Here is a 24,548-nt window from a genome sequence, read left to right on the forward strand (position 1 = left end):
CCCCTCAGACGCGCTCGACGGCGCGGGTGTCCGCAGCGTCGGCCTGACTGCCCCGCACTTCCTCGGCGATCACGCTGCGCAGGATGCGCCGGGCCCGCACTGCCCCCACGTCGCTGCTGAGCAGCACCGGGTTCAGGCTCAACAGGTCGGCATTGCCGATGTTGACGTACTGGGCGTCCACATAGGGCCCGTCTTCATCCACGAAGGCGTCGTGCATGCCCTTGATCTTGGCGGCGTTGTAGTCGGCGTCCTCCACCAGGTGATTGCGCCGGGTGGCGAAGAAGTAATGGGTGGTGCCGTCGGTCTCGGGGGTGGTGGTGTGCAGGTCGTACTGGCCCACACAGTCAGCCAAGTCCAGCGCGGCCTGGTCGTCCTGGGTGGCGCCGATCTGCAGCTGCACGGTGGTGGGCGCCATGAACTTCACCTCCACAAAGTGCCGCGCCTCGGCCATGGGCTCGGGCAGAAACTGGTTGAGGATGAAGATGGGTGGCGTCTGCTTCCACTCCCAGCGGGTGGCCACGGTGCTGTCCGTCTCCTTCACCTGGGGCACCTGGGGGGTGAGCTGGCCGCGGGTCGAGATGATCTCGCCATGCAGGTGGTCCACATGGCTCAGGTCCATCACGTTGTCGGTGATGAGCTCGTAGTAGGTCTTGCGGTGCATGTAGGTAAAACCGACCCCGTTGGGGTGGCCTGCGGTCAGCGGGCTGACATCCGGCAGTATCGATTCATCGGCGGGGGCATCGCCCGGCCAGATCCACACAAAGCCGTAGCGCTCCACCAGCGGAAAGGTGCGCACCCGCGCCGCGCGGGGGATATGGCCATTGCCGTGGGGGTTGTGATTGCACACCCCGCTGCAGTCGAACTTGAGGCCGTGGTATTTGCAGACAACGTCATCCCCCGCCCGCATCCCCATGCTGAGCGGCACAAAACGATGGGGGCAGCGATCCAGCATGGCCACCGGGCTCCCGTTCTGCGTTCGGTAGATCAGGACCGGAGTGTTCAACAAGGTGCGTGCGAACAGCCCCTCTGTGCTCACCTCGGACGACAGCGCGGCGACGTACCACGCGTTTCTGAGGTAAGTGACGTTTCTGGATGTCTCCATTTTTCTTCTCCAGGTGTGAATGCCAGGCGAAATGCCTGGTCGGTGAAATGCGGCAACAGCAGGTGCCGCGCTTACAAATCGATGAGCAGTTGGGGCGTGCGGGCGCGGGAGCAGCACGGGGTGAAGCAGCGCTGGCTATCCCGCTCGGCGGCACTGAGGAAGACGTCGCGATGCTCGGGCACGCCCTCCAGCACCGGCAGCACGCAGGCACCGCAGATGCCCTGCTCGCAGGAGAGGTTGATGGGCACGCCCGCCGCCAGCAGGGCCTCGGCCGCCGTCTGGTCGGCCCCCACCGGGATGCGCAGGCCGCGCCGGGCCAGGACCAGCTCGAAACTGCCGTTCCCGTTCGCCGGCGCGGCGGCGGCCGGCGCCGCGAAGTGCTCGAAATGCACGCGGCCCTCACCCCAGCCCGCGCCACGCGCCGCCTCGCAGATGTAGCTGATGAAGCCCGCCGGGCCACACACGTACAGATGAGCATCGCCGTCGAGGGCCGCCAGCACGCCCGCCGCATCCAGGCGGCCCTGCTCCGGGGCGTTGTCGAAATAGAAGCGGACCTGCCGGGCATAGGCCGCCGCCTCCAGGGCTTCCCGGTAGGCTGCCCGCTCGGGGGCGCGGCTGCAGTAATGCAGCTCGAAGGACTCGCCCCGGGCGTGCAGGGTGTCGGCCATCGCCAGGATCGGGGTGATGCCGATGCCGCCGGCAAACAGCACGGAATGCCCCGCCGGCACCAGCGGAAAGAGGTTGCGGGGGCGGCTGATGGCCAGCGTGTCGCCAACCCGGATGTCCCGGTGGGCGCAAGCGGAACCGCCTCGCCCGCCTGGGTCGCGCAGGATCGCCACCTCGTAGGCGCTACCGGCTGGCCCGACCCGGCACAGGGAGTACTGGCGGACCATGCCGTTGGGCAGGGTGATGTCGATGTGGGCTCCGGCAGAACAGGGGGGGAGCGGCGCGCCATCGGCCGACACCAGAACAAGACTCAGGACATCAATTGCAGCGTCGCGCTTTTCGAGCACACGAACAGCGAGCGTGGGTTGAGGACTCAACACAGCCGGGGTCTCCTTTGGGGTGAAAGTGCCTGAGCCACTGCGGGCTCTTCCTCACCTCATCGCAATCCCCATGCCAAGGTCGACAATCACAATAATTTATTGATTTATAAATAATCTTATTGACGTCAAGTTCAAGGCTAGAATTCATGTTTCTGAAAACAGCACTTACGCACTTTCTTAAACCGGTAATTTTGCTTTTTTCAAAACCCGGAGACATCTCCCCATGCCCCACCCCGCCGCCGGCCATCTACACTCCATCCCCCGGGAAATCGACGACCGGGAGCTGTCCAAGTACGTGCGCTTCGACCCCGACAGCGGGCAGATCACCGTGCTGGATCAGCGCATGCTGCTCATCCACGGCTTCACCCTGGCTGCCCTGCGGCGCGAGTTGATCGAGCGCCTGGGGGTGGAGGCCACCCGCCAGCTGTTCACCCGCCTGGGCTACCAGCAGGGCATGGAAGATGCCCGCCGGCTCAATGCGGCCGAGAGCGGAGACCTGAAGCGAACCTTTGCCTACGGCCCGCGCCTGCGAGAGATGCAGGGCTTTGTGCGCAACCAGGCGGTGGACCAGATCCAGTTCAACCAGGAGACCGGGGATTTCTGGGGGGACTACTACTGGGAGTCATCCTGGGAGGCCGACATCCACCGCGCCCAGTTTGGCGTCAGCGGTGCGCCGGCGTGCTGGATGATGGTGGGCTACGCCACCGGTTTCACCACCGCACTGATGGGGCGGCCCATCCTGTGGCGCGAGGTGGAGTGCGTGGCCATGGGCCATGCCCGCTGCCGCGTCGTCGGCCAGCCGCTGGAGGAATGCGACGACGCCGAAGCCCACCTGAGCTTCCTGCAGGTGGAAGACTTCATTGCAACACCCCGGCGCCGGGCCACCCGCCCCGCCCGAGCCACCGGCCAGGAGGAAGCCGCCCGGCAGCTCCCCGACCTGATCGGCGCCTCGAACAGCTTCAACGAGGTGGCCTACCTCATCAAGCGCGTCGCCCCCACCGACGCCACCGTGCTGCTGACCGGCGAAAGCGGCGTGGGTAAGGAGCGCTTCTCGAAAGCCCTGCACGCCCTCGGGCCGCGGGCCGAACGCCCGTTCATCTCCATCAACTGCGCCGCCATCCCCCACGACCTGGTGGAAGCCGAGCTGTTTGGCGTGGAGAAAGGTGCCTTCACCGGTGCCACCGTGTCCCGCCCGGGGCGCTTCGAGCGGGCCAGCGGCGGCACCCTCTTCCTCGACGAGATCAGCAGCCTGCCCCTGCATGCCCAGGGCAAGCTGCTGCGCGTGCTGCAGGAGGGTGAGCTGGAGCGGGTGGGCGACACCCAGGTCCGGTCCATCGACGTGCGCATCATCGCTGCCACCAACCGCGACCTGCGCAGCGAAGTGGAAGCCGGTCGCTTCCGGGAGGATCTGTTCTTCCGGCTCAACGTCTTCCCGGTGAAGATCCCGCCGCTGCGCGAACGCCGCGAAGACATCCCCTTGCTGGTGGACACCTTCGTCAAACGCTACGCCACCCGCTTCGGCAAGAACATTGCCGGCCTCAGCCGCAACGCCAGCGAAAAGCTGTGGGCCTACGACTGGCCGGGCAATATCCGGGAGCTGGAGAACATCATCGAGCGGGCGGTGATCCTGGCCGAGAACGACGGCAGCATCGACGTGGAGCACCTGTTCTCGGGGGGCGAGCAGATCCCCCTTTCCCGTCCCTCTCTCATCCCCACTGACGCCCGCGCCGAAGCACCATTACGCCCGGGCGCAGAAATCCCCGTCCAGCACGCCATCGACCGCCTGCTGGATGCACAGCTGTCACTGGAGGAAGCGGAGAGGCTGATGATCAGCACCGCTTTGCAGCGGACGGAGGGAAACCTCTCCGCCGCCGCCCGGCTGTTGAAGTTGCGGCGGGGGCAACTGCAGTACCGGGTGGACAAACGCGGCGCCGAGGGCAACGAGGGCCGATAGGGCGGGGCATGGGCCGGCACACCGCCGCCAGATCAGCCCCGGGGGCCCGGTGCGCCGGGTCCAGGGCCAGGCGTTGGGCCAGGGCCGATCGGACCCTGCGCTCACCGAACGCGAATTCCGCCGTTACCTCGACTGCGGCACCCTCGCCCACGGCTTTACCCGCGCCCGTTGCGCCGACTGCGGCCACGACTTCATTGCCGCCTACTCCTGAAAGAGCCGCGGCGTCTGCTCGTCCTGCACCACCCGGCGCACGGCCGAAATAGCGGCATATCTCGTCGACAAGGTCTTTCCGCGCCTGCCGGTGCACGAGACGCTGGCCTACCATTGGACGCGCATGATCGAGATGCAGCATGCCGCCGAAGCGGTGCGCGACCCGCTGGATGCCCCGGAGCTGCTGGCACCCGATGGCACGCTGCTTGAATTGCTGCACTCCGATGCCTGGGCGTATGGACCGTATCGACACGGCCGCTGAATGCGCTGTTTCCGATACGCCGGAAAAAGCCGCTTCATCTGCTGGTGATGGCCATCGGCAGCCCCTCGCGGAGCGACGATGCGTTGGGCCCCTTGCTGGCCGGGCGACTGGCGCCCGACCTTCCGGAGTGGGTCGAACTGCTGGTGGACTTCCAGTTGCAGGTGGAGCATGCGCTGGTCCTGGAGCGTGCCGGTCTGGCCCTGTTCATCGATGCGCAAGTGGGGCTGACGGACACTTTCCTCCCCGTGGTCTCGGATTGACGAAGCCGAACGAGCCAGACGGCAAACGAAGCGCGGTAGGTAAGGGGCCGAGAAAATTGTGAAGTCTTACCGGAAATGGCGTTTAACGGCCGAGGGAGGAACCCCTTTGAGGCGGATAAATGCACGCCGCATTCGCTCTACGTCCGTGAAGCCACATTGGCGTGCCACAACCTGTACCGAGCCGTTGCCGCTTTCCAATGCGGCGCTCGCAGCCTCGACCCTTAGCAGCTCAACGGCCCGTGCCGGGGTTGTCCCGATTTCTGAAGAGAAGCATCGGGCGAAATGTCTTGGACTCATGCACGTTTGGTCCGCAAGATCGCAGACCGAGAGCCGTTTTTCCAGATTGCTTCGGATGTAATCGAGTAAGCCAGCGAAGCGACCGTCTCCCATGCCCATGTCCAACAACGCGGAATACTGGGATTGCCCGCCAGGGCGACGGTAATAGACCACAAGCTGGCGGGCAACGTGACGAGCGATCTGCTCTCCAAGATCATCGGCAATCAGTGCTAAGGAAAGATCAATGCCTGCACTGATTCCCGCCGAGGTCCATAGATTACCGTCATTGACATAGATACGGTCCTCATCGAGGGAAACGTCGGGAAACCGACGTTTGAAGTCGGCGCTACGCCGCCAGTGCGTTGTCGCCTTCCGTCCATTGAGCAACCCGGCTGAGGCGAGCAGGTAGGCGCCTGAACACACACTCGCCACTCGCCGCGCCTTCTGCGAAAGATCGCGGATGAAGGTGAGCATCTCTACCGAGGTCGTAGCCTCAATGACACCCTCACCACCGACGGCAATCACGGTATCCGCATCGAACACTTGGGCGAACGACGTGGTGAGCAGCATGGTACCGGCCGAACTTTCCACCGTACTGCCCTCCTGGCTGGCCAACGTCAGTTCATACGTTTTCGGCTTCATCCGGTTAGCCATCTCGAAAGCAGCGATCGGGCCGGCTACATCCAACAATTGAAAATTAGGGAATACGACGAAAACCAGCTTGCGTGCCATGGCAGAAAAGGAGGGGACTATGTCTTTATCAGACTAGCTCATCCATGCAATATGTCAATGGCAAATATTCACAACGCAAGGAGGAAACCATGTGGATGTCCGAACCGCCGTCTGCGCCTGTATCCGCTGCCAACGAGCAGCTTCCAGTAGGGTTGAGTGGAGAGATCATTTCTCGATCCCAAATCGGGCAGGAATTTGTCTGGCCGAAGAGCGATCCTCGTTCGCAGTGGCAGCCACAGCGTACCTACGACCCCAGTGACGATGCACGGATTCGGCGCCTTGGCATCTCACCCCACTTCGACATGGATGCATTCTTGCAGCGAACCAAGACACTCGATCTGCCATCGCGGATCATCAAACTACTGAACCACAACGCTTTTCAAATCAGAAGGGGCTGACGCAATTTTACGAACCGTCAAAGCCCGGCGTATGAACCGCAACATCTTTCTTCTAGCGCTCTCCCAGGCGGCGATGATGACCACGATCAGTCTCGTGCTCTCATCGTCGGCCCTGGTAGGGGCTCAACTCTCTTCGCTGGATTTAGCTACCGTGCCACTGGCTATCCAATACCTAGGGACCATGGTGATGCTCTATCCGGTGGCGAGGCTCATGGAACGCTTTGGGCGCCGCTTGGTTTTCTGTAGCGGTGCTCTGGTTGGTGCGGCGGGCTTGATATGTGCTGCTTTCGGCGTGCAGATCGGAAGTTTTTCTCTGTTCGCAGCAGCGGGGTTCTTGATCGGCGCCTTTGGTGCGGTCGGACAATACTACCGGTTTGCGGCAGTCGATTCGGTGGCCTCGGAAAGAAAAAGCCTGGCTATCTCTTGGACGCTGACAGGCGGACTCCTTGCCGCGGTGGCCGGTCCGATGCTCGCTCGGTGGACGAAGGACGCGCTTGAGCCGGCATTTTATGCCAGTTTTCTTTCATTGACGGGTGTGGCGTTACTGGGCGCCCTTTTCGCGCTGGGTCTCAGCTTGCCCCCGCTGGTAAGAGTGGAAGACAAGCAAGCGAGGCGATCATGGTCGGAGATTGCCCGTCATCCCAAGTTGGCCATGGCTATTTTTGCAGGTGTCGTTGGCTATGCTGTAATGAATCTTCTGATGACCGCCACACCTCTAGCGATGATGTGCGCACAGCTCGACTTCGCTCAGACTGCCTCGGTTATTCAATGGCACGTGCTCGCCATGTTTGCCCCTTCATTTTTCACCGGGTCACTCATTCAGAGAATCGGCACCATGCCGGTCATGCTATTGGGCTGTTTGTTGAACCTTGGGAGTGTCGCAGTCAGTCAGATGGGAGTCGAGTTGGTTCACTTTGAGGCTGCGTTGATTCTGCTGGGGGTTGGCTGGAATTTTCTCTACGTCGGTGCCACGGTCCTGCTGGCCGAAAACTGTCGCAAGGAGGAAGCTGCCCGCGTTCAGGCACTGAACGATACGTTCGTCTTCCTGGGTGTTGCAGCTGCGACCTTACTCTCCGGTACGATGGTCAATGCGCTAGGCTGGCAAACCGTCAATCTGTACGCCGTTTTTCCGATCCTGCTCGTCATGGCGGGGCTCGTTGGGTTGATGAATTGGTCTCGGCTCCCATGGTTGCGCGCGGGGTGATTGATGAAGATCGAGAAGCCGCTCACCGGAGACTTTACAGCCCACCTCTCCTCTCCCAATACGTCGAATGGAGGCATTCCTTTGACCTCCTCGATAAGAGCTCTGATTTTTGATCTGGATGGCACACTGGTAGATACGCTTGGTGGGGTCGTGAACGCGATCAACTGCGCTCTGATGTGCCGTGGTCTTGCACCGCTGACCATTTCAGAGGTTGCAGATCGTGTAGGCGAAGGCGGCACGGCCTTGGTGGAATACGCATTGAAGAACGCCGGACACGAAGGCGACTCGCAAAAAGACACACAATTGCAGGAAAGTTATTTCCAAGCTTACCTTTCTGCGAAATGATCGTAATGTTTCTGCCACGGCACGCAATCTCGGCATCGCCCGCGCCACGCTGTATCGAAAGCTACGCAATTATGGTCTGCTGACTGGGGAGGGATGATCAAGGCTCTCCGGTCAGGGATGGCAACTGTGTGCCGAGCTGGTCGGCGGGCACTGCGGGTGAAAACAACCAGCCCTGGAAGCGGTCGCAGCCATGGGCAGCCAGAAAGCGGTACTGGGCTTCGGTCTCGACACCTTCGGCCACCACGCTTAGCGCCAGGTTGCGGGCCAGCGAGAGGATGGTGCTGCAGATCTTGCGCGCCTCCTCGGCTTCGGCCATGTCCTTGACGAAGGCGCGGTCGATCTTCAGTTCGCTGACCGGCAGGGTACGCAGCTTGACCAATGAGGACTGGCCGGTACCGAAGTCGTCGATCGACAGCGGAAAGCCGGCGGTTTTCAGGGCCTGAACGGTTTCCAGTACGCTGTCGTGCAGTAGCTGGGATTCGGTGATCTCCAGGATGATGTCCTGTGGTTCAGCCTCGTGTGCACGTACGAGGGCCAGTGCCTGGGCCACGAAATCCGCCTCCTGCAACTGGCGTACGGAAACGTTGACCGACAGTTGCAGGCTGTGCCCCATTTCTCGCCAGCGCGCTTGCTGGGCGCAGACCTGATCCAGCACCCATAGGCCGATGGGGACGATCAGCCCGGTCTCCTCGGCCAGTGGGATGAAACGGTCGGGCGGAATGTCACGGTCGTCGAAGCGCCAGCGCAGCAGCGCTTCGGCTCCCACCATGTGGCGCTCCCGGTCCATCTGTGGTTGGTAGTGCAGGATCAGTTCGTCGTTGTCGATGGCGTCGCGCAGGCGGGCGACCAGTTCCATGCGTTCGCGGACGCGCTCGGTGTAGCTTTCGAGATGGAAGCCAAAGTTGCCACGCTCCTCCCGCTTGATGTGGTGCAGGGCGAGATTGGCGTTGCGCATCAGGGCCTTGCCATCGCTGGCGTCGTCGGGCAGCAGGCTGATGCCGATGCTGGCGCCGATGACATTCTTGCCAAGGTCGTGTGCGGTCCACCGGGGGCGCAGGGTCGCCAGGATGTCGGCTGCAAGTTGCGCGGCGGCGTGGCGGGAGGGCAGGTCTTCTACCAGGATGGCAAATTCGTCCGCCGAGAAGCGGCTGAGTGTTGCGGTGTTGCCCAGCAGCTGCCTGATCCGCTCGGTGGCCTCACACAGCAGACGATCACCCACGGCATGGCCGTACAGGTCGTTGATATCCTTGAAGTGATCCAGGTTGACCATCAACATGCCGATCCGGCTGTTGTTGCTGCGTGCCACATCGACGGCATGGTGCAGGCGATCCTCGAACACGCGGCGGTTGGGCAGACCGGTCAGGTTGTCGTAGTGCGCCAGCCGGTGCAGCTTCTCCTCATTGTTGAGTACGGCGCGTTCGGCATTGCGCAGGCGTTCCACCACCCCGACCAGCAGCGACTGACGGATTGCCGCCAGGACCAGCACGATGATGCAGCTTGTCAGCACGACGGTGTGAACCAGGGTTTGCTGGTTGATCACGAACAGCAGGTAAGCCATGACGCTCGCCGCCAGGGTCATGGCCAGCAGCGGCAGCAGCAGCATGACGCGGTCGCAGCGGTGATGGTAGCTGCCGGCAGGGTGTACCTGCACACGCCAGAAGCGCAGCGCCAGCCCCACCATCAGGGCATTCAGGCTGAACAGCGCATTGAGCAGCGTTCCGGCCGTCTGGACCTCGCCCAGTGCGAGGCGGTTCCATTCCATCCAGCACAGGCCGTAGCCGAGGATGCCCGCCGTCAGAAAGCCATGTGTCGGAGTCAGTCGCAGGCGCAATGCGGGCACCAGTAGTGCGGCCATCACCGCCGTGCTCATCAGCGTCACCGGATACAGTACCAGCACGGCCAGTGCCACTGGGGCGGTGCCGTTGGCGCCTGGCAGGTAAAGCGCCAGGGTGATGGTCAGTACGGCAATTGCGCCCCCGGCGATGTCGAGCAGCGCTGGGTATCGCGCCTCGGGTGGGGCCAGTGCGCGCAGCAGGCGGGTCAGGGCAAACGTCCAGGCGGGACCTGCGCACAGGAAGAGCGCATCGGCCGGACCGGGAAACGGATGCCAGCCCGCTGCAATCTGCGCGGCATAGACCAGCTGGCCGGCGGCAATGAAGGCGGCACCCGCAACGAGGCCAAGGCGCACATCACGGTGATCGTCGTGATGTCGCCAGCCTTGCCATGCCAGCAGCGCGGACAAGCCGAACGCGACCGTCCAGTGGATGTTGTCGAGTACGCTTGCCCAGTCTTGGAGTGCAGGGTGAGCACCGGCCATCATGCTCGTGAGCACGATGACGATGCCTGCCAGAAACACAGCCTTCTCCGTGCCTCTCATCCGGCGTTTCCCTTGAATGTCAGGGCGACCGGGCAGTATTACTGCCGATATACGGGCGCGGCGCACAGTGTGCGACTCCTAGGAGGCTGTCGGGCTTGAGGCCGATCTGCTGTGCCAGTGGGAGAAACGGTCCATATCCGCCCGTTTTTTCGTTGCATGGAATGACTATGCGCCTCAAAAACGGCCGAATCTGTCCTCGTTTTCCCCCTCGGCTCGCTACGATCGCTCAAGTCCGACTGCCTCCTAGGCGGCCTGCTGCGGGCTGTCTCCTGGCCCGCAGGGCTTTGGCTCCGGTCGGATCCACGACTAATTTAACTGCTCGTGCGGGCCTTGTGTAGGGGGCGCGATCGCGGTGTGTGAAGTTGGCTACAGGCTCATGGCTTCAACTGGGGTGTGGCTGCCGAGCCGACGGAGTTCGGGCATGCAGGAACCGCAGCCGGTGCCGCAGCCTGTGCGTTGCTGCAGATCGGTCAGGGATTCGCCCGCCGCGAATGCCTTACGAATCGTCGTTTCGCTGACGTTGTAGCAGTTGCAGACCACCTTGGTCGCTGCGCTCAGGCCCGCAGGGGCGTGATTCAGCGGGGCAAACAGGAAGCGGCGCAGCGGGGTGATGTCGGTACCGGACTCCGCCAGGGCTTGCAGCCAGTTTGCCGCGCGCGCTTCGCCGCACAGGCGCACGGCGGTGAGTTGCCCGTTCTCGATCCGGGCGCGCTTGGAGACCTGGTGACGCGCGTCATCGTAGGACAACAGGTGTTCGTCGTCCTGTCCCAGATCCAGCATGGCGTCGATGTCGGCCAACAGCGCCGGGTCGGGCGCGTTCAGGCGGGCCCGCAGCACCACCACGGTCTGATCGCGCCCGGCCAGGGTCAGCGATGCCGCGTCAAGACGACGCAGCAGGGGGCGCAAGGCCTGCAGCAAGGCCTGGCCACCGCCGTCCTCGGCACGGCGCAGGCAGAACAGTTCGGTTGAGCCGGCGAGGGCTTCGACCTGCACCGCGGCATGTTTGAGTTCAGGCTGCTTCGACAGCGGGTCGAAGGCCGCGGTGGTGAGCGCGTTGATGCCCAGCCCGGCCATGGCATTGGCGCCCCAGTGCATGGGCAGGAACACCTGTCCGGGTGGCACGGTGGTGGAGGCGCGGGCACGCACCACTACCTTGCCGCGGGGGTTGTGGACCTGCAGCCAGTCACCGTCGTGCAGCTGGCGGCTGGCGAGGTCCTGCGGATGGATGTGCAGCAAGGGCTCGGACTCGTGGCTGTACAGCCGGGCGACCGTGCCGGTGCGGCTCATGCCGTGCCACTGGTCGCGCAGGCGACCGGTGTTCAGTTGTAGTGGATAGCGTGCGTTGGTCTGTTCAGCGGTGTTCTGCCAGGTGGTGGCGACGAAGCGCGCCCGCCCGCTGGGGGTCGGGAAACGACCGTCGGAATAGAGTCGGGGCAGGCCCTCGCTGTACCCCTCCGGGCAGGGCCATTGACGGGGCGCTGCCTCGAGCAGTGGGTAGCTCAGGCCAGTGATGTCGAGATCGCGACCGCGGGTGGTTTCGCGGTGCTCGTTCCAGATGGTCTCCGGCCGATCATAAGCGAACAGTGCGTCGACATCCTCGCGCCCCAGACGGTGACCGAGGCGGTGGGCGAAGGCAACGCCGATTGCCCAGTCGTGACGGGCCTCGCCCGGCGGTGGCACGGCGGTGCGTACGCGGCTGATGCGGCGTTCGGAGTTGGTGACGGTACCGTCCTTCTCGCCCCAGGTCGTGGCTGGCAGGATCAGGTCGGCATAGGCGGCGGTTTCGGTGTGGCGATAGGCATCCTGCAGCACGACGAACTCCGCCCGTTTCAAGGCGGCGTCGATCAGGCCGAGGTCGGGCATTGACTGTGCCGGGTTGGTGCAGCCGATCCAGACCGCCTTGACGGACCCGTCGGCCAGGGCCTGGAACAGCTCGACGGCCGACTTGCCGGGGGTGGCAGGCAGCGAGGGCACGCCCCACAAGCGGGCAACTTCGGCGCGGTGTTCAGGGTTGGCAACCTCGCGGTGGCCGGGCAGCAGGTTGGACAGACCACCGACCTCGCGCCCGCCCATGGCGTTGGGCTGGCCGGTCAGCGACAGCGGGCCGGCGCCCGGGCGGCCGAGCTGGGCGGTGGCCAGATGCAGGTTGATCAGGGCAGCGTTCTTATGGGCGCCCTGGGTCGATTGGTTCAACCCCTGGCAATACATCGACAGGGTGGCGGGCGAGGTGGCAAACCATTCGGCCGCCTGCTCCAGATCCTGCTCGCGAATGCCGCAGCGTTCGGCCACGTGTGCGGGTGGATAGTCGCGCACGATCTCGCGCATCGCATCGAAGCCTTCGGTATGCGCCGCGATGTAGTCCTCGCGCACCCAGCCCTTTTTCAGTGCCAGGTGCAGCATGCCGTTATACAGGGCGACATCGGTGCCGGGCAGGATGGCCAGGTGCAGGTCGGCCAGTTCGCTGGTGTCGGTGCGGCGCGGGTCGACGACGATGATCTTCTGCCCCGGGCGGCGTTCGCGTGCGGCTTCGACGCGACGGAACAGGATGGGGTGGGCGAAGGCCGGGTTTGCGCCGGTGATGAACAGGCAGTCGGCGTGGTCGATGTCTTCGTAGTTGCAGGGTACCGAATCCATGCCGAAGCTGAGCTTGTAGCCCACCACGGCCGACGACATGCACAGGCGTGAGTTGGTGTCGAAGTTGTTGGTGCCGATCAGGCCCTTGGCCAGCTTGTTGAAGACGTAGTAGTCCTCGGTCAGCAATTGGCCGGCAAAGTAGAAGGCGACAGCGTCGGGGCCGTGACGGCTGATGATGTCGGCAAAGCGTGCGGCGGCGGTGTCCAGCGCCACATCCCAGCTGACGCGCTGTGGCGCCGCGTCACGCGTCGGGCGCAGTGCCGGATACTGGGCACGGGCACTGAGCAGCGCGGGGTCGGCGGTGTGGTGCAGCGTGGTGCCCTTGATGCACAACTTGCCGAAGTTGGCCGGGTGTTCGGGGTCGCCACGGACGCCGGTAATGTGTTTGCCGTCGTGTTCGATCAGTACGCCGCAGCCGACGCCGCAATAGGGACAGGTCGAGCGTGTGGTCTGTGCGGAGGACAACTGGGTGCTGCGGAGCAGGGGCGATTCAGCCATGTCGAGATTCCCGTGGGCGCGCCCGGGAGACAGGCCGGCGCGCGCAATGCGTTGAACACATTGGCCGCCGTTGGCCGACACGGACACCAGAGGCTGGCGCCGGTCACGCAAGCCACAATGCAAAATGCGGGCCATGACGGATGGACCGCCTTGACCACGTCAACGCGTGCGTTTCGAGGAAGAACGGCTGCTGCGATGCACCATCTTATGGCGCAAGCGCCCCGTCATGCACCAGTTTGGCGCGGTCTCCGTCGTGCGGTTTGCACGCAAGCCTTGATCCTGCAGGCGCGGCACGCGGTGCAGTTCGTGGCACGTTACCTGCTTGAAAGCGGAATCGCGTCGGGTCAACGAAGACCCACAAACCTGGTGCCCGCCCTGGGCCTATCGCGTCGAGGCAATGCTGCCCGGCGCCAGATCAAAGAAGATCCTGCCAGCGACGCTTCCACGGTTGGTATTGCCACGCCCTCTCGCGCTCAGAGGGCATTTGATCTGGGACTCTCGATGGACAGGAAATCCTTTCTGCAGGTTGGCCATACGCCGACGCTGCTTGCTGCATTCCTCTATTTCGACCTTGCCTTCATGGTCTGGGTCATGCTCGGCCCGCTGGGCGTTCAGATTGCCGCCGACCTGGGGCTGACGCACGCGCAGAAAGGCATGATGGTGGCAACCCCGGTGCTGGCCGGCGCGCTGCTGCGCTTCGTCATGGGCTTGATGGTTGACCACCTCAAGCCCAAGCTCACCGGCGCGATCGGCCAGGTCATCGTCATCGCCGCGCTGGCGGTGGCGTGGAAGTTCGGCATCCATTCCTACGAACAGACCTTGATCCTGGGGCTGTTCCTGGGGGTGGCAGGTGCGTCGTTTGCGGTGGCCTTGCCGCTGGCCTCGCGCTGGTATCCGCCGGAGCACCAGGGTACCGCGCTCGGCATTGCCGGGGCGGGCAACTCTGGCACCGCGCTGGCGGCCCTGTTCGGCCCGGGTCTGGCGGCGGCCTTTGGTTGGGGCAATGTGTTCGGACTGGCGCTGATTCCGCTGAGCATCGTCTTTGTCGCCTACCTGGTGATGGCCAAGGATGCGCCCGAATGCCCACCACCCAAGCGCATGTCGGAATACCTGGCGGTACTCAAGGACAAGGACGCCTGGTGGTTCATGTTCTTCTACAGCGTCACTTTTGGCGGCTTCGTTGGCCTGGCGTCGTCGCTGACCATCTACTTCAACACCCAGTACGGCCTCAACGCCCAGACTGCAGGCTACTTTACCGCTGCCTGCGTGTTTGCCGGCAGCCTGGTGCGGCCGATTGGCGGCAATCTGGCTGACCGCATTGGCGGGATCAAATCCTTGTCGGTGGTGTATGTGGCAGCGGCCCTGGCGCTGGCGGTGGTCTCCATCGGCTTGCCCACGGCCTGGCTGGCGCTGACCGTGTTCGTGTGTGCAATGCTGGCGCTGGGCATGGGCAATGGCGCGGTGTTTCAGCTGGTGCCGCAGCGTTTCCGCAAGGAAATCGGGGTGATGACCGGGCTGGTGGGCATGGCCGGCGGGGTCGGTGGTTTCTACCTGGCCTCCAGTCTGGGTTACTCCAAGCAGGCCACTGGCTCGTATATGACGGGTTTCCTGATTTTTGCCGTGCTGGCGATTGCTGCACTGGCCGGGCTGACCATGGTGAAGCGGCGCTGGCGCACAACCTGGGGTGCGCCGCACCTGACTTCGGCGCGGATCTGAGGTTCTGTTGAGGGCGTCCGCAGGCCGCTTCCGGCTGCGGGCGCGGGGGGTGGTGCCGGCGTAGCGCATGCGCTGGCGCCACCGTGCCACACTGCAGGTTCACCGTGTTTCCCGAGTCGGCATGAAACAGCTTGAAGTCAGTATTGGTCAGGCCTCGCTCACCGGCCCGCGCCCGCGTAACGAGGACTTCGCCGGGTACGTGACGCCGTCCGCGGCCGAGCGTCAGGACAAAGGCATCCTGGTGGCGGTGGCCGACGGGCTGGGCGGCCACGAGAATGGGCGTGAGGCCGCCGAGGGCACGGTGCGTGGCCTGCTGGCCGACTACTACGCCACACCCGACACCTGGGCGGTCAACACCCGGCTGGAGCGCGTCATCCAGTCGCTGAACCGCTGGGTGCAGGGCCAGGCGGCGCGCCATCGCCACGCCGTGGGCATGGCCACCACGCTGTCCGCACTGGTACTGCGCGGAACCCGCTATTACCTGGCCCATGTCGGCGACACCCGCATCTATCGCCTGCGCGATGGCGAGCTGGATGTGCTGACCACCGACCATGTCTGGGCCCATCCGGAACTCGACAATGTGCTGTCGCGGGCGATCGGGCTCGACGCCCGGCTCAGTATTGATCTGGCTGACGGTAATCTGGCGGCAGGCGACCGCTTTGCGCTGATGAGCGACGGCGTATGGGCGACGCTGGGGGACGAGCGCATTCGTCGCATTCTGGCCCAGACGGCCAGTTCACAGGACGCTGCCAGCGAACTGGCGACCTCCGCGGTCGGTGCAGGTTCGCCGGACAACTGCACCGTGCTGGTTGTGCAGGTCGAGCAGATTCCGCCTTCGCGCCTGCCGGAGTTGTTCGAAGCAGTCGCCAGCCAGCCGTTGCCGCCGGCGCTCGGGCCGGGCGATCGGGTGGACGATCTGGTGGTGGAGGCGGTGCTGCATGATTCGCTGCTGACCCGGCTCTACCGGGTGCGTACGCCACAGGGCCGTCAGGCGGTGCTCAAGACCCTGCGCCCCGGGGCGGGCGATGCTGAAAACTGCCAGGCCCTGGTGTATGAGGAGTGGATCGCTCGGCGGGTCGTGGACAGCCGTTTTCCCGCCGTCATCGACTGGCCGGCACGGCGTCATCTGTACTATCTGATGAGCTGGCATGAGGGCAGCAGTCTGAAGGCCAGGCTGGCGGGCGGGCACCGTTTTGCGGTGGCCGAGGTGGTGGAGCTGGGCTGCGAGATCCTGCGCGGAGTGGCCGCGCTGCATCGGCTGGCCATCGTCCATCGTGACATCAAGCCTGACAACCTGCATGTCGATACACTGGGCCGCCTGCGCATCCTCGACCTTGGCGTGTCGGCATCGGACGGTCAGGATTTTGCCGAGATCAACAATCCCGGCACGCCAAGCTATATGGCGCCGGACCTGCATGCCGGCGAGCGCGCGAGCGAATCCACCGATCTGTACGCGCTGGGTGTGACCCTGTACGAGTTGCTGACCCGGCATTACCCCTATGGCGAGATCGAGCCATTCCAGAAGCCGCGTTTCGGCGAGCCCGTACCCCCAACCCGTTACCGGCCGGATATTCCCGCCTGGCTGGAGGCGGTACTGCTGAAAGCGGTGGCGGTGGATGCAGGCGAGCGCTTCGAGACCGCTGAAGAATTCCTGCTGGCACTGGAGCTGGGCGCCCATCGTCCCCTGCGCATGCCGCGCAAACGCCCGTTGCTGCGCCGCGACCCGGCGCTGGCGCTGAAGCTGCTGGCGGTCGGGTCGCTGGTGCTCAACGCGCTGTTGCTGCTGCTGTTGTTCGCACGTTGAGCACGTCGGGGCGGATCAGTACTTGGCGAAGTTTGCCGCGATACGCTGCTGCAGATAGTCGCCTGCGGAGATGGGCGGGTACTTGGCCGCGGGGCCCTGGATCACCGCATTGCGGTTGGCCTGGCAGAAGAAGGCGATGCTGTAGCGTGCGCCCTGGTACTCGTGCGGCAGCGGGTTGCGCACGCGGTGGAAGTTGGATGGCAGCTGGTCATCGCTCCAGCGCATCAGCATGTCACCGATATTGCAGGTGATGACCTCGCTCGATGGTTCGACACTGGTCCAGGCCTGGCCTTCGACCTCCTTGCCCGGGCACACCTGCAGGCCGCCCTGGCCATCGCGCTGGAACAGCAGGGTCAGGCAATCGAAGTCGGTGTGTGCGCCGGCGCGCCACAGTTCAAGTTTGTCCTTGAATTCGGGCGGAATGGCGTAGTAGTGCAGCAGGCGCAGTGTGCTCTGGTAGTCGTCGGCTGCCGGGTCGTGGGCGTGGGTGAAAAAATCGCGCTCGAAGCCCAGCTTGTCGGCAAAGCAGGACAGCACCCGCATGCCCAGTGCCCAGCATTGGTGTTCGAAATCCAGCATCGCGGCACGGAAACCCGGCAGCTCGTCTTCGCTTGGCCACAACCCGTCCATGCGCGGCAGGGTGATCTGATAGGACTCTTTCTGGTCTGGCGTGCCGGTGGAGGGGCGGACCTGTGCCAGGCTCTCCCAACCGGCGTTGCTGCCCTTTTTCAGTGGATACTGTGCCTTGACTGAGGCTGGCAGCGCGAAGAAGCGTTCGGCGTCGGCAAAGGCGCGCCTGACCCGTGCAAGGTCGATGCCGTGGTGCTCGAGCTGGAAAAAGCCGACGTCCACCGAGGCGCGCCACAATTGTTCCGCGATTTGGGCGCGGCGATGTTCGAAGTCGCTGAGGTCGATGCGGCGGACCTCGCGGTTGGTGGCCTCGGTGCCGATCGCGCCCATGCGCGATTCCAGCTTCAGTTCGTCAAGGGTGTAAGCGGGGCTGTGCTCATTCATGTCGTGCTCCTGTGGCCTGCCAGGCCGTATGGGGATGGATGCACGAGCGCCCCTGCATGAAGTAGGGCCGGTCGGCATCGCATCGCCTCTTGAAGAAAATCCGGTCGCGCAGGCAGGGAGGCCCCGCTACGCACCGGCTCCAAGAGCAATTTCCGACCGGCTGGCACCTGAATCGGCGCAGCGGGTGAACGCTTCTACTCTTGCGATGCATCAAGCAGTTTCCGTTCCAAGGTGTGTCGTGATGGGATTTCCCGTCAATTCAGGCGATTCAACCCGGGTGGTGGCAGGGAGATGCACCAAGGCAGGTTCCGGATGACGTCTGTTGCACCAGATCAAGGCGTGCCCTGGCGCGGATGTGCCGGCTGCTCCGGGGTGGGGAAAGGTGGCGCGATCCCCGTGATGCCGCGGCTTGCACGGCATCACGGGGCGGACGTACCGGACTTGGCACACATGCTGCTATGGGAGGGGCAAGAGTAGAAGCGTTCAGCGTGCCGCCACCCCGGCCGCCCGGAAATTGCTCTTGTAGCCCGGATGCCGCGTCACGGCAGCCGGATTCACAAGTCCATGACTGGAGCGTCCGCCATGAATCGCCGCCATTTTCTCGCCACCCTTCCTGCCTTTGCCACCCTCGCCAGCCTGCCCGGCGTGGCGCGTGCCCAGCACGCTGCCGGGCTGACGCCCTTGCGTTTCTCGCTGGATTTCCGCGTCACCAGCCAGACCTCGCCGTTCTTTCTGGCGCAGAGCAAGGCCTATTACCGTGACGAGGGGCTGGATGTGACCATCGATGTCGGGGCTGGCTCGGTGGCTTCGATCACCCGGATCGCCACCGGCGCCTATGATCTGGCGTTGGGCGATCTGTCGGCACTGATCGAGTTTCAGGCCCAGAATCCTGACAGCAACTCGGTGAAGGCGGTTTATCAGTATTACAACCGTGCCCCCTTTGCCATCATTGGCCGCAAGGACCGCGGCATCACCAACGACTTTGCCAGCCTGGCCGGCAAGAAGGTGGCCGCTGCCGCGGTCGAGTCCACCCGCCGCATGTGGCCGATGCTTGCGCGTCACCTGAATCTCGACGTCAAGCTGTTCGAGTGGGTGACCACCGACTTTGCCGTGCGCGACAACGTGCTGCTGCGTGGCGATGTCGATGCCGCGACCTACTTCCACGATTCCGCGGCGTCGCTGTTTGCACGCATGCCGGAAAAGGAATTCTCGGTGCTCAAGTATGCCGATACCGGGCTCGATCTCTACGGCAACGCCATTCTGGCCAGCCAGAAGCTGATCGCCGAGCGCCCCCAGGTGGTGGCCGCCTTCCTGCGCGCCACCAACCGCGCCTTGCGCGAAACGGTCAGTGATGCTGCGCCTGCACTGGCTGCGATCAAGGCGCGCGAGCCCATCCTCAACATGGAGATGGAAACCGTGCGCTGGCAGATCACCCGTGACTATGTCGCCGCTGCCGATGCGCGTACCGATGGACTGGGTGCGGTGCGCATGGACCTGGTCGAGCGCCAGATTGCTGCCGTGGCCGCCACCTTCGATCTCGCCCGTCCGCCGCGTGCCGAGGCGCTGTACGATTTGTCGCTGTTGCCGGCAGCGGCCGAACGCAAGGTGCTGGCATGAGCGGCGCGGCGCCTGCAGGGCTCCCATCGGAGGCTGCACTGGAAGCGGGCGATGCTCGTTACCTGCGTCGTGCGATTGCGCTTGCCGACGAGGGGCGGACACGTGGCAACCGGCCTTTTGGTGCGGTGGTGGTGGGGGCCGATGGCGAGGTACTGGCCGAAGCCTTCTGCAACACCACCGAGACCGGCGACTGTACCTGCCACGCCGAGACCAATGCGGTGCGCAAGGTCTCACCCCGGTACAGCCGCGAGGTGCTGGCTGGTGCGACCCTGTACTCCTCCGCCGAGCCCTGCGTGATGTGTGCCGGCGCGATCTTCTGGTCCAACATCGGCCGTGTGGTCTATGGCATCGACGCGGTCCGACTGCGCGTGTTCCGCGGCGAACGCCTGGATCAACGCGATGCCGAGTTGTCCTGCCGCGACGTGTTCGAGGCGGCACCCAATGGCATCGCCTGCATCGGCCCGGCGCTGATCGACGAGGCCAGTCGTTCCCACCAGGGGGCCTGGAAGTAGGTGAAGGGCGGGGGACGAGGCATTCATTGGTACGAATACTGCTAATGAATCGCTGCCCGCCCCCGCTAGCCGGCCACCAGCCTGCATTCGCACAAGCTTGATGCACCGGCCTGGGGTGGATCGGTGTGCAGTCGGCAAAGGCTGCGCGATCGTGGTGCCGCAGGCCGGAGGTGTGTGATGCGTTTCGAACTTTTCGAGCAGGTGCAGCGCTGGAAGCAATCGCTGTTTCCCATCATGGAACCTGACCATGTGGGCGATGAGGCGCAACCGGGTGATGCCAATCCGGCGACCGAGTCCACCCGGGACGAGGATCTTGCCTACTGGATGCCGTTGTTCCCGCCGTGTTGACGGTTCAGGGTCCAGGCTTCGACTTGGGACCAGGCTCGCTGTACGTTGTCTGCTGGCATGGCATGCCGGCGAATGGTGAGGCGGCCTGGGCTGAGTCCTGAACGAGCGCCGTTCACCCTATCGCAGGATCTGCGACCCTTTTTGGATGTCCTGTCTGTGGGCATCGTGACCGCACATTGTTGCGGATCAAGCTGGTGCTGGTTTGGGTTGTACCTGGTTGCACCTTGGTGGTCGGATCACTACACTCCGCTGCTTGCCGGTTCCGGTTTGCTTGATGGGGAAGGTAATGAGCACGACAACACTTGGGGTGAAACTGGACGACGCGAGCCGCGAGCGTCTGAAGGCCGCAGCGCGGCGGATCGACCGCACGCCGCACTGGGTGATCAAGCAGGCCATCTTCAATTACCTGGAGCAACTGGAGCGCGGCGAGGGGCCGGTGTCGTCGGTGGTGTCCGAGGGCGCTGAGGGCGAGGGGGGTGCAACCGATGTGCCGCATCAGGTCTTCCTCGACTTTGCCGAGCGGGTGCAACCTCAGTCGGTGCTGCGTGCGGCGATTACCGCAGCCTGGCGCCGTCCGGAGCCCGAGATGGTGCCGATGTTGCTTGATCAGGCGCGCCTGCCCGCCACGATGGCGGCTGCCGCGCATGAGCTGGCGCGGCGTCTGGCGACCGGCTTGCGGACGCAGAAGCACGCCGGCGGGCGTAGCGGTATGGTGCAGAGCTTGTTGCAGGAGTTCTCGCTGTCTTCCCAGGAAGGCGTTGCGCTGATGTGTCTGGCAGAGGCCTTGCTGCGCATTCCCGACAAGCCCACCCGGGATGCGCTGATCCGCGACAAGATCGCCAAAGGCAAATGGCAGACGCACCTTGGTCACAGTCCGTCGATGTTCGTCAATGCGGCCACCTGGGGCTTGCTGCTGACCGGCAAGCTGGTTGCGACCCACAACGAGACGGGCCTGTCGTCGGCGCTCAACCGCATGATCGGCAAGAGCGGCGAGCCGCTGATCCGCAAGGGCGTGGACATGGCGATGCGCTTGATGGGCGAGCAGTTCGTCACCGGAGAGACGATTGCCGCCGCGCTTGCCAATGCTGCTGCCCGTGAGGCCCGCGGCTTCCGCTACTCCTATGACATGCTGGGCGAGGCGGCGCTGACCGCGGCCGATGCGCAGCGCTACCTGGCGGCCTACGAGCAGGCCATCCACGCCATCGGCAAGGCCTCGCATGGCCGCGGCATCTACGAGGGGCCGGGGATTTCGGTCAAGCTGTCTGCGCTGCATCCGCGCTACAGCCGGGCGCAATATGAGCGTGTGATGGACGAGTTGTACCCGCGTCTGCTCGGGTTGATGGTGCTTGCCCGTCAGTACGATATCGGCATCAACATCGATGCGGAGGAGGCCGATCGCCTCGAGCTCTCGCTCGATCTGCTCGAGCGTCTGTGTTTCGAGCCCGCGCTGGCGGGGTGGAATGGCATCGGTTTCGTCATCCAGGCTTATCAGAAGCGTTGTCCCTTCGTCATCGACCATGTCGTCGATCTGGCCCGTCGCAGCCGTCACCGGCTGATGATCCGCCTGGTCAAGGGCGCCTATTGGGACAGCGAAATCAAGCTGGCACAGGTACAGGGTCTGGAGGGCTACCCGGTCTACACGCGCAAGGCCTATACCGATCTCTCCTATCTGGCCTGCGCCCGCCGTTTGCTGGCCGTGCCGGAGGTGATCTATCCGCAGTTCGCCACCCACAACGCGCATACGCTGGCGGCCATCCACCAACTGGCCGGGCAGAACTACTATCCGGGCCAGTACGAGTTCCAGTGCCTGCACGGCATGGGGGAGCCCTTGTATGAACAGGTCGTCGGGCCGCTGGCCGAGGGCAAGCTCGCACGACCGTGCCGCATCTATGCGCCGGTCGGCAGCCACGAAACCTTGCTGGCCTATCTGGTCCGCCGCCTGCTGGAGAACGGCGCCAACACCTCCTTCGTCAATCGGATTGCCGATCCGGCAGTGCCCATCGACGAACTGGTGGCCGATCCGGTCGAGGTGGTCGAGCATCTTGCCCGTACCGAGGGTGGCCTGGGTTTGCCGCATCCTCGCATCCCTTTGCCGCGTGCCTTGTATGGGGCTGTCCGGGTCAATTCGGCAGGTCTGGATCTGGTCAATGAGCATCGTCTGGCTTCGCTGTCGGCGGCCTTGCTCAATAGTGCGGAGAACACCTGGGAGGCCGTCCCCCTGCTTGGCGCAGCACTGGATGCCGGCGGCGACTGGCGTGCTGTGGTGAATCCGGCGGATGCGCGTGATGAGGTGGGCAAGGTACGCGAGGCGACGACGGCCGAGGTCGACCGGGCCGTGCAGTGTGCGGTGGAGGCTGGACCGATGTGGCAGTCGACACCCCCCGCGGGACGGGCCGCGATTCTCGAGGCCGCCGCCGACTGCATGGAGGGCGGAATGCAGCCCTTGATGGGCCTGCTGGTGCGTGAAGCCGGCAAGACCTTTGCCAACGCGGCGGCCGAGGTGCGCGAGGCGGTGGACTTCCTGCGCTACTACGCGGCGCAGGTGCGCCAGCATTTTGCCAACGACAGTCACCGTCCGCTGGGGCCGGTGGTCTGCATCAGCCCGTGGAATTTCCCGCTGGCGATCTTTACCGGGCAGATTGCGGCGGCGCTGGCGGCGGGCAATACCGTGCTGGCCAAGCCCGCCGAGCAGACGCCCCTGATCGCGGCGCAGGCAGTACGCATCCTGCTGCAGGCCGGGGTGCCGGAAGGCGTGGTGCAACTGCTGCCTGGCCAGGGTGAAACCGTGGGTGCGCAGCTGACTGTCGATGCCCGCGTACGTGGCGTCATGTTCACCGGTTCGACCGCGGTGGCCCGTATCCTGCAGCGCACGCTTGCCGGGCGTCTGGATGGACAGGGGCGCCCCCTGCCACTGATTGCCGAGACCGGCGGGCTGAACGCGATGATCGTCGATTCATCGGCCTTGGCCGAGCAGGTTGTCGGTGACGTGATCGTGTCCGCCTTCGACAGCGCCGGCCAGCGTTGTTCGGCGTTACGAGTGTTATGCGTACAGGAAGACATCGCCGACCGGGTGATCGAGATGCTCAAGGGGGCCATGGCGGAATATCGCATCGGCAACCCCGAACGTCTTGCGGTGGATGTCGGCCCGGTCATCGATGCCGAGGCGCGCGACGCGATTGAAGGCCATATCCGGGACATGCGCGATGCCGGCCTGCGCATATTCCAGTGTGCCCGGATCGAGGATCAGGACATCGAACGTGGCACTTACGTGCTGCCGACCTTGATCGAGCTCGACAGTCTCGATCAACTGACGCGCGAGGTCTTCGGGCCGGTGCTGCACGTGTTGCGGTATCCGCGTCAGTCACTGGATGCCGTTGTCGACCAGATCAACGCGGCGGGCTATGGGCTGACGCTGGGCGTGCATACCCGTATCGACGAAACCATTGCCCGTGTGGTGGATCGGGCCCATGTCGGCAATATTTATGTCAATCGCAATATGGTGGGGGCGGTGGTCGGGGTACAGCCTTTCGGTGGTGAAGGCTTGTCGGGAACCGGGCCGAAGGCGGGCGGGCCGCTCTATCTCTACCGCCTGCTGGCAACACGTCCGGCCGCCTCGGTGATGGCGGCGCTTGCCGTCGATACCGTGGAGGACGCGCAAGCATCCTCACGCCGGGAGGCGCTGATGGCACCGCTCGCGGCCTTGTGCGCCTGGGCCGGCGCTGGGCAGCGTTCCCATCTTGCTGCGGTGTGCGAACGCTTTGCTGCAGCGTCGCCGTCCGGACAGGTCCGCACCCTGACCGGGCCGACCGGCGAGCGCAACACCTACATGCTGCTGCCGCGTGAGCGGGTGCTGTGTCTGGCAAGCGACGAAGGCGACCGGCTGGTGCAGTTGGCGGCTGTACTGGCGACGGGCGCTTGCGCGGTGTGGCCGGCCGATGGTGCCGCGCGGGCGCTGCATGCCACGCTGCCGGAGTCGGTGAGGGCACGTGTTGCCCTTGTGGCCGACTGGCTTGAGGAGGGCCTTGCCTTCGATGTGGTGCTGCACCACGGCGATGCTGACCAACTGCATGCGCTCTCGCTGCAGCTCGCCGACCGTCCCGGCGCCATCGTGTCCTTGCACGGGCATGGCCGGGGCGAGGACGCGATGGCGCTCGAGCGCCTGCTGATCGAGCGTGCCGTGAGCCTCAACACCGCGGCGGCGGGCGGCAACGCCAGTCTGATGACGATCGGTTGAGCGCC

Annotated in this window: 19 protein-coding genes and 1 pseudogene; 14 read left to right on the top strand and 6 right to left on the bottom strand. The window is 64.4% G+C overall.

Translation table 11 applies throughout. The features are described from left to right. Positions 1-4: 4 nt before the first annotated feature. Both DNK49_RS04705 and DNK49_RS04710 read right to left on the bottom strand, forming a co-directional pair. The gene (locus tag DNK49_RS04705) at positions 5-1,102 is read right to left on the bottom strand and encodes an aromatic ring-hydroxylating oxygenase subunit alpha (protein ID WP_110523171.1); all 1,098 of its coding nucleotides are present in this window, start codon (positions 1,100-1,102) and stop codon (positions 5-7) included. Between the two features lie 71 nt (positions 1,103-1,173). Next, complete coding sequence (locus DNK49_RS04710) at positions 1,174-2,145, bottom strand: PDR/VanB family oxidoreductase (RefSeq protein WP_110523306.1); 972 nt, start codon at positions 2,143-2,145, stop codon at positions 1,174-1,176. 226 nt (positions 2,146-2,371) lie between these two features. Here DNK49_RS04710 and DNK49_RS04715 point away from each other — a divergent pair, with 226 nt between their 5' ends. The 4 genes and pseudogenes from DNK49_RS04715 to DNK49_RS04725 all read left to right on the top strand — a co-directional run bounded on the left by DNK49_RS04715 (position 2,372) and on the right by DNK49_RS04725 (position 4,834). After that, a complete protein-coding gene (locus DNK49_RS04715; protein WP_110523172.1) occupies positions 2,372-4,102 on the top strand; it encodes a sigma-54-dependent Fis family transcriptional regulator in 1,731 nt (576 codons plus the stop codon). Between the two features lie 64 nt (positions 4,103-4,166). Further along, positions 4,167-4,412: pseudogene (locus DNK49_RS25305) on the top strand (transposase zinc-binding domain-containing protein); the annotation flags it as partial. Positions 4,413-4,436: 24 nt separating this feature from the next. After that, positions 4,437-4,574, top strand: a complete 138-nt coding sequence (locus DNK49_RS24065) for a hypothetical protein (protein WP_207806886.1) — start codon at positions 4,437-4,439, stop codon at positions 4,572-4,574. Between the two features lie 47 nt (positions 4,575-4,621). Then, a complete protein-coding gene (locus DNK49_RS04725; protein WP_133255086.1) occupies positions 4,622-4,834 on the top strand; it encodes a hypothetical protein in 213 nt (70 codons plus the stop codon). A 66-nt stretch (positions 4,835-4,900) separates the two neighbouring features. On the opposite strand, the gene DNK49_RS04730 is transcribed toward DNK49_RS04725, so the two are convergent. Continuing rightward, positions 4,901-5,842, bottom strand: a complete 942-nt coding sequence (locus DNK49_RS04730) for a GlxA family transcriptional regulator (protein WP_110523174.1) — start codon at positions 5,840-5,842, stop codon at positions 4,901-4,903. An 89-nt stretch (positions 5,843-5,931) separates the two neighbouring features. On the opposite strand from DNK49_RS04730, the gene DNK49_RS04735 reads away from it, so the two are divergent. From DNK49_RS04735 to DNK49_RS25140, 4 genes are read left to right on the top strand one after another with little or no spacing between them, the layout of a single operon-like run. After that, on the top strand, positions 5,932-6,240 hold the full coding sequence (locus DNK49_RS04735) for a hypothetical protein (protein WP_133255087.1): 309 nt from the start codon (positions 5,932-5,934) through the stop codon (positions 6,238-6,240). Positions 6,241-6,271: 31 nt separating this feature from the next. Further along, positions 6,272-7,444, top strand: coding sequence for an MFS transporter (locus tag DNK49_RS04740; protein ID WP_110523176.1), 1,173 nt, complete (start codon positions 6,272-6,274; stop codon positions 7,442-7,444). 3 nt (positions 7,445-7,447) lie between these two features. Then, positions 7,448-7,789: an HAD hydrolase-like protein gene (locus DNK49_RS04745; RefSeq protein WP_133255088.1), complete on the top strand. Its 342-nt coding sequence runs from the start codon at positions 7,448-7,450 to the stop codon at positions 7,787-7,789. Next, on the top strand, positions 7,779-7,886 hold the full coding sequence (locus DNK49_RS25140) for a helix-turn-helix domain-containing protein (protein WP_211170803.1): 108 nt from the start codon (positions 7,779-7,781) through the stop codon (positions 7,884-7,886). The genes DNK49_RS04745 and DNK49_RS25140 overlap by 11 nt, the downstream gene beginning before the upstream one ends. On the opposite strand, the gene DNK49_RS04755 is transcribed toward DNK49_RS25140, so the two are convergent. Further along, positions 7,887-10,166 (bottom strand): putative bifunctional diguanylate cyclase/phosphodiesterase, encoded by a 2,280-nt coding sequence (locus tag DNK49_RS04755; RefSeq protein ID WP_110523178.1) that lies wholly within the window; start codon positions 10,164-10,166, stop codon positions 7,887-7,889. A 366-nt stretch (positions 10,167-10,532) separates the two neighbouring features. Beyond that, positions 10,533-13,298, bottom strand: coding sequence for a nitrate reductase (locus tag DNK49_RS04760; protein WP_110523308.1), 2,766 nt, complete (start codon positions 13,296-13,298; stop codon positions 10,533-10,535). 501 nt (positions 13,299-13,799) lie between these two features. Here DNK49_RS04760 and DNK49_RS04765 point away from each other — a divergent pair. Continuing rightward, positions 13,800-15,014 carry a nitrate/nitrite transporter gene (locus DNK49_RS04765; protein ID WP_110523309.1) on the top strand — a complete coding sequence of 405 codons (1,215 nt, stop codon included), beginning with the start codon at positions 13,800-13,802 and terminating at the stop codon, positions 15,012-15,014. Positions 15,015-15,135: 121 nt separating this feature from the next. Next, the gene (locus DNK49_RS04770; RefSeq protein WP_110523310.1) at positions 15,136-16,818 is read left to right on the top strand and encodes a bifunctional protein-serine/threonine kinase/phosphatase; all 1,683 of its coding nucleotides are present in this window, start codon (positions 15,136-15,138) and stop codon (positions 16,816-16,818) included. Between the two features lie 15 nt (positions 16,819-16,833). Here the strand turns inward: DNK49_RS04770 and DNK49_RS04775 are convergent, their stop codons facing one another. After that, a complete protein-coding gene (locus tag DNK49_RS04775; RefSeq protein WP_110523179.1) occupies positions 16,834-17,832 on the bottom strand; it encodes an isopenicillin N synthase family dioxygenase in 999 nt (332 codons plus the stop codon). A 582-nt stretch (positions 17,833-18,414) separates the two neighbouring features. Between DNK49_RS04775 and DNK49_RS04780 the strand changes: the two genes are divergently transcribed. The 4 genes from DNK49_RS04780 (at position 18,415) to putA (ending at position 24,543) form a co-directional block, all read left to right on the top strand. Next, positions 18,415-19,449 carry an ABC transporter substrate-binding protein gene (locus tag DNK49_RS04780; RefSeq protein ID WP_110523180.1) on the top strand — a complete coding sequence of 345 codons (1,035 nt, stop codon included), beginning with the start codon at positions 18,415-18,417 and terminating at the stop codon, positions 19,447-19,449. Further along, positions 19,446-19,961, top strand: a complete 516-nt coding sequence (locus DNK49_RS04785) for a nucleoside deaminase (RefSeq protein WP_110523181.1) — start codon at positions 19,446-19,448, stop codon at positions 19,959-19,961. Before DNK49_RS04780 ends, DNK49_RS04785 begins: the two co-directional genes overlap by 4 nt. Before the next feature lie 177 nt (positions 19,962-20,138). Then, entirely contained in the window at positions 20,139-20,309 is a 171-nt protein-coding gene (locus DNK49_RS24070) for a hypothetical protein (protein ID WP_165843268.1), read from the top strand. Positions 20,310-20,595: 286 nt separating this feature from the next. After that, positions 20,596-24,543: a trifunctional transcriptional regulator/proline dehydrogenase/L-glutamate gamma-semialdehyde dehydrogenase gene (putA, locus tag DNK49_RS04790; RefSeq protein WP_110523182.1), complete on the top strand. Its 3,948-nt coding sequence runs from the start codon at positions 20,596-20,598 to the stop codon at positions 24,541-24,543. Positions 24,544-24,548 lie beyond the last annotated feature (5 nt).

This window comes from Parazoarcus communis SWub3 = DSM 12120 (assembly GCF_003226565.1).
In the GTDB taxonomy this organism is placed as follows: Bacteria; Pseudomonadota; Gammaproteobacteria; order Burkholderiales; family Rhodocyclaceae; genus Parazoarcus; species Parazoarcus communis.

Coding starts and splice junctions, on each gene's coding strand:
- DNK49_RS04705 (WP_110523171.1), bottom strand. CDS start 1,102: ATGGAGACATCCAGAAACGTCACTTACCTCAGAAACGCGTGGTACGTC.
- DNK49_RS04715 (WP_110523172.1), top strand. CDS start 2,372: ATGCCCCACCCCGCCGCCGGCCATCTACACTCCATCCCCCGGGAAATC.
- DNK49_RS24065 (WP_207806886.1), top strand. CDS start 4,437: ATGATCGAGATGCAGCATGCCGCCGAAGCGGTGCGCGACCCGCTGGAT.
- DNK49_RS04725 (WP_133255086.1), top strand. CDS start 4,622: ATGGCCATCGGCAGCCCCTCGCGGAGCGACGATGCGTTGGGCCCCTTG.
- DNK49_RS04730 (WP_110523174.1), bottom strand. CDS start 5,842: ATGGCACGCAAGCTGGTTTTCGTCGTATTCCCTAATTTTCAATTGTTG.
- DNK49_RS04735 (WP_133255087.1), top strand. CDS start 5,932: ATGTGGATGTCCGAACCGCCGTCTGCGCCTGTATCCGCTGCCAACGAG.
- DNK49_RS04740 (WP_110523176.1), top strand. CDS start 6,272: ATGAACCGCAACATCTTTCTTCTAGCGCTCTCCCAGGCGGCGATGATG.
- DNK49_RS04745 (WP_133255088.1), top strand. CDS start 7,448: ATGAAGATCGAGAAGCCGCTCACCGGAGACTTTACAGCCCACCTCTCC.
- DNK49_RS04755 (WP_110523178.1), bottom strand. CDS start 10,166: ATGAGAGGCACGGAGAAGGCTGTGTTTCTGGCAGGCATCGTCATCGTG.
- DNK49_RS04760 (WP_110523308.1), bottom strand. CDS start 13,298: ATGGCTGAATCGCCCCTGCTCCGCAGCACCCAGTTGTCCTCCGCACAG.
- DNK49_RS04765 (WP_110523309.1), top strand. CDS start 13,800: ATGGACAGGAAATCCTTTCTGCAGGTTGGCCATACGCCGACGCTGCTT.
- DNK49_RS04770 (WP_110523310.1), top strand. CDS start 15,136: ATGAAACAGCTTGAAGTCAGTATTGGTCAGGCCTCGCTCACCGGCCCG.
- DNK49_RS04775 (WP_110523179.1), bottom strand. CDS start 17,832: ATGAATGAGCACAGCCCCGCTTACACCCTTGACGAACTGAAGCTGGAA.
- DNK49_RS04780 (WP_110523180.1), top strand. CDS start 18,415: ATGAATCGCCGCCATTTTCTCGCCACCCTTCCTGCCTTTGCCACCCTC.
- DNK49_RS04785 (WP_110523181.1), top strand. CDS start 19,446: ATGAGCGGCGCGGCGCCTGCAGGGCTCCCATCGGAGGCTGCACTGGAA.
- DNK49_RS24070 (WP_165843268.1), top strand. CDS start 20,139: ATGCGTTTCGAACTTTTCGAGCAGGTGCAGCGCTGGAAGCAATCGCTG.
- putA (WP_110523182.1), top strand. CDS start 20,596: ATGAGCACGACAACACTTGGGGTGAAACTGGACGACGCGAGCCGCGAG.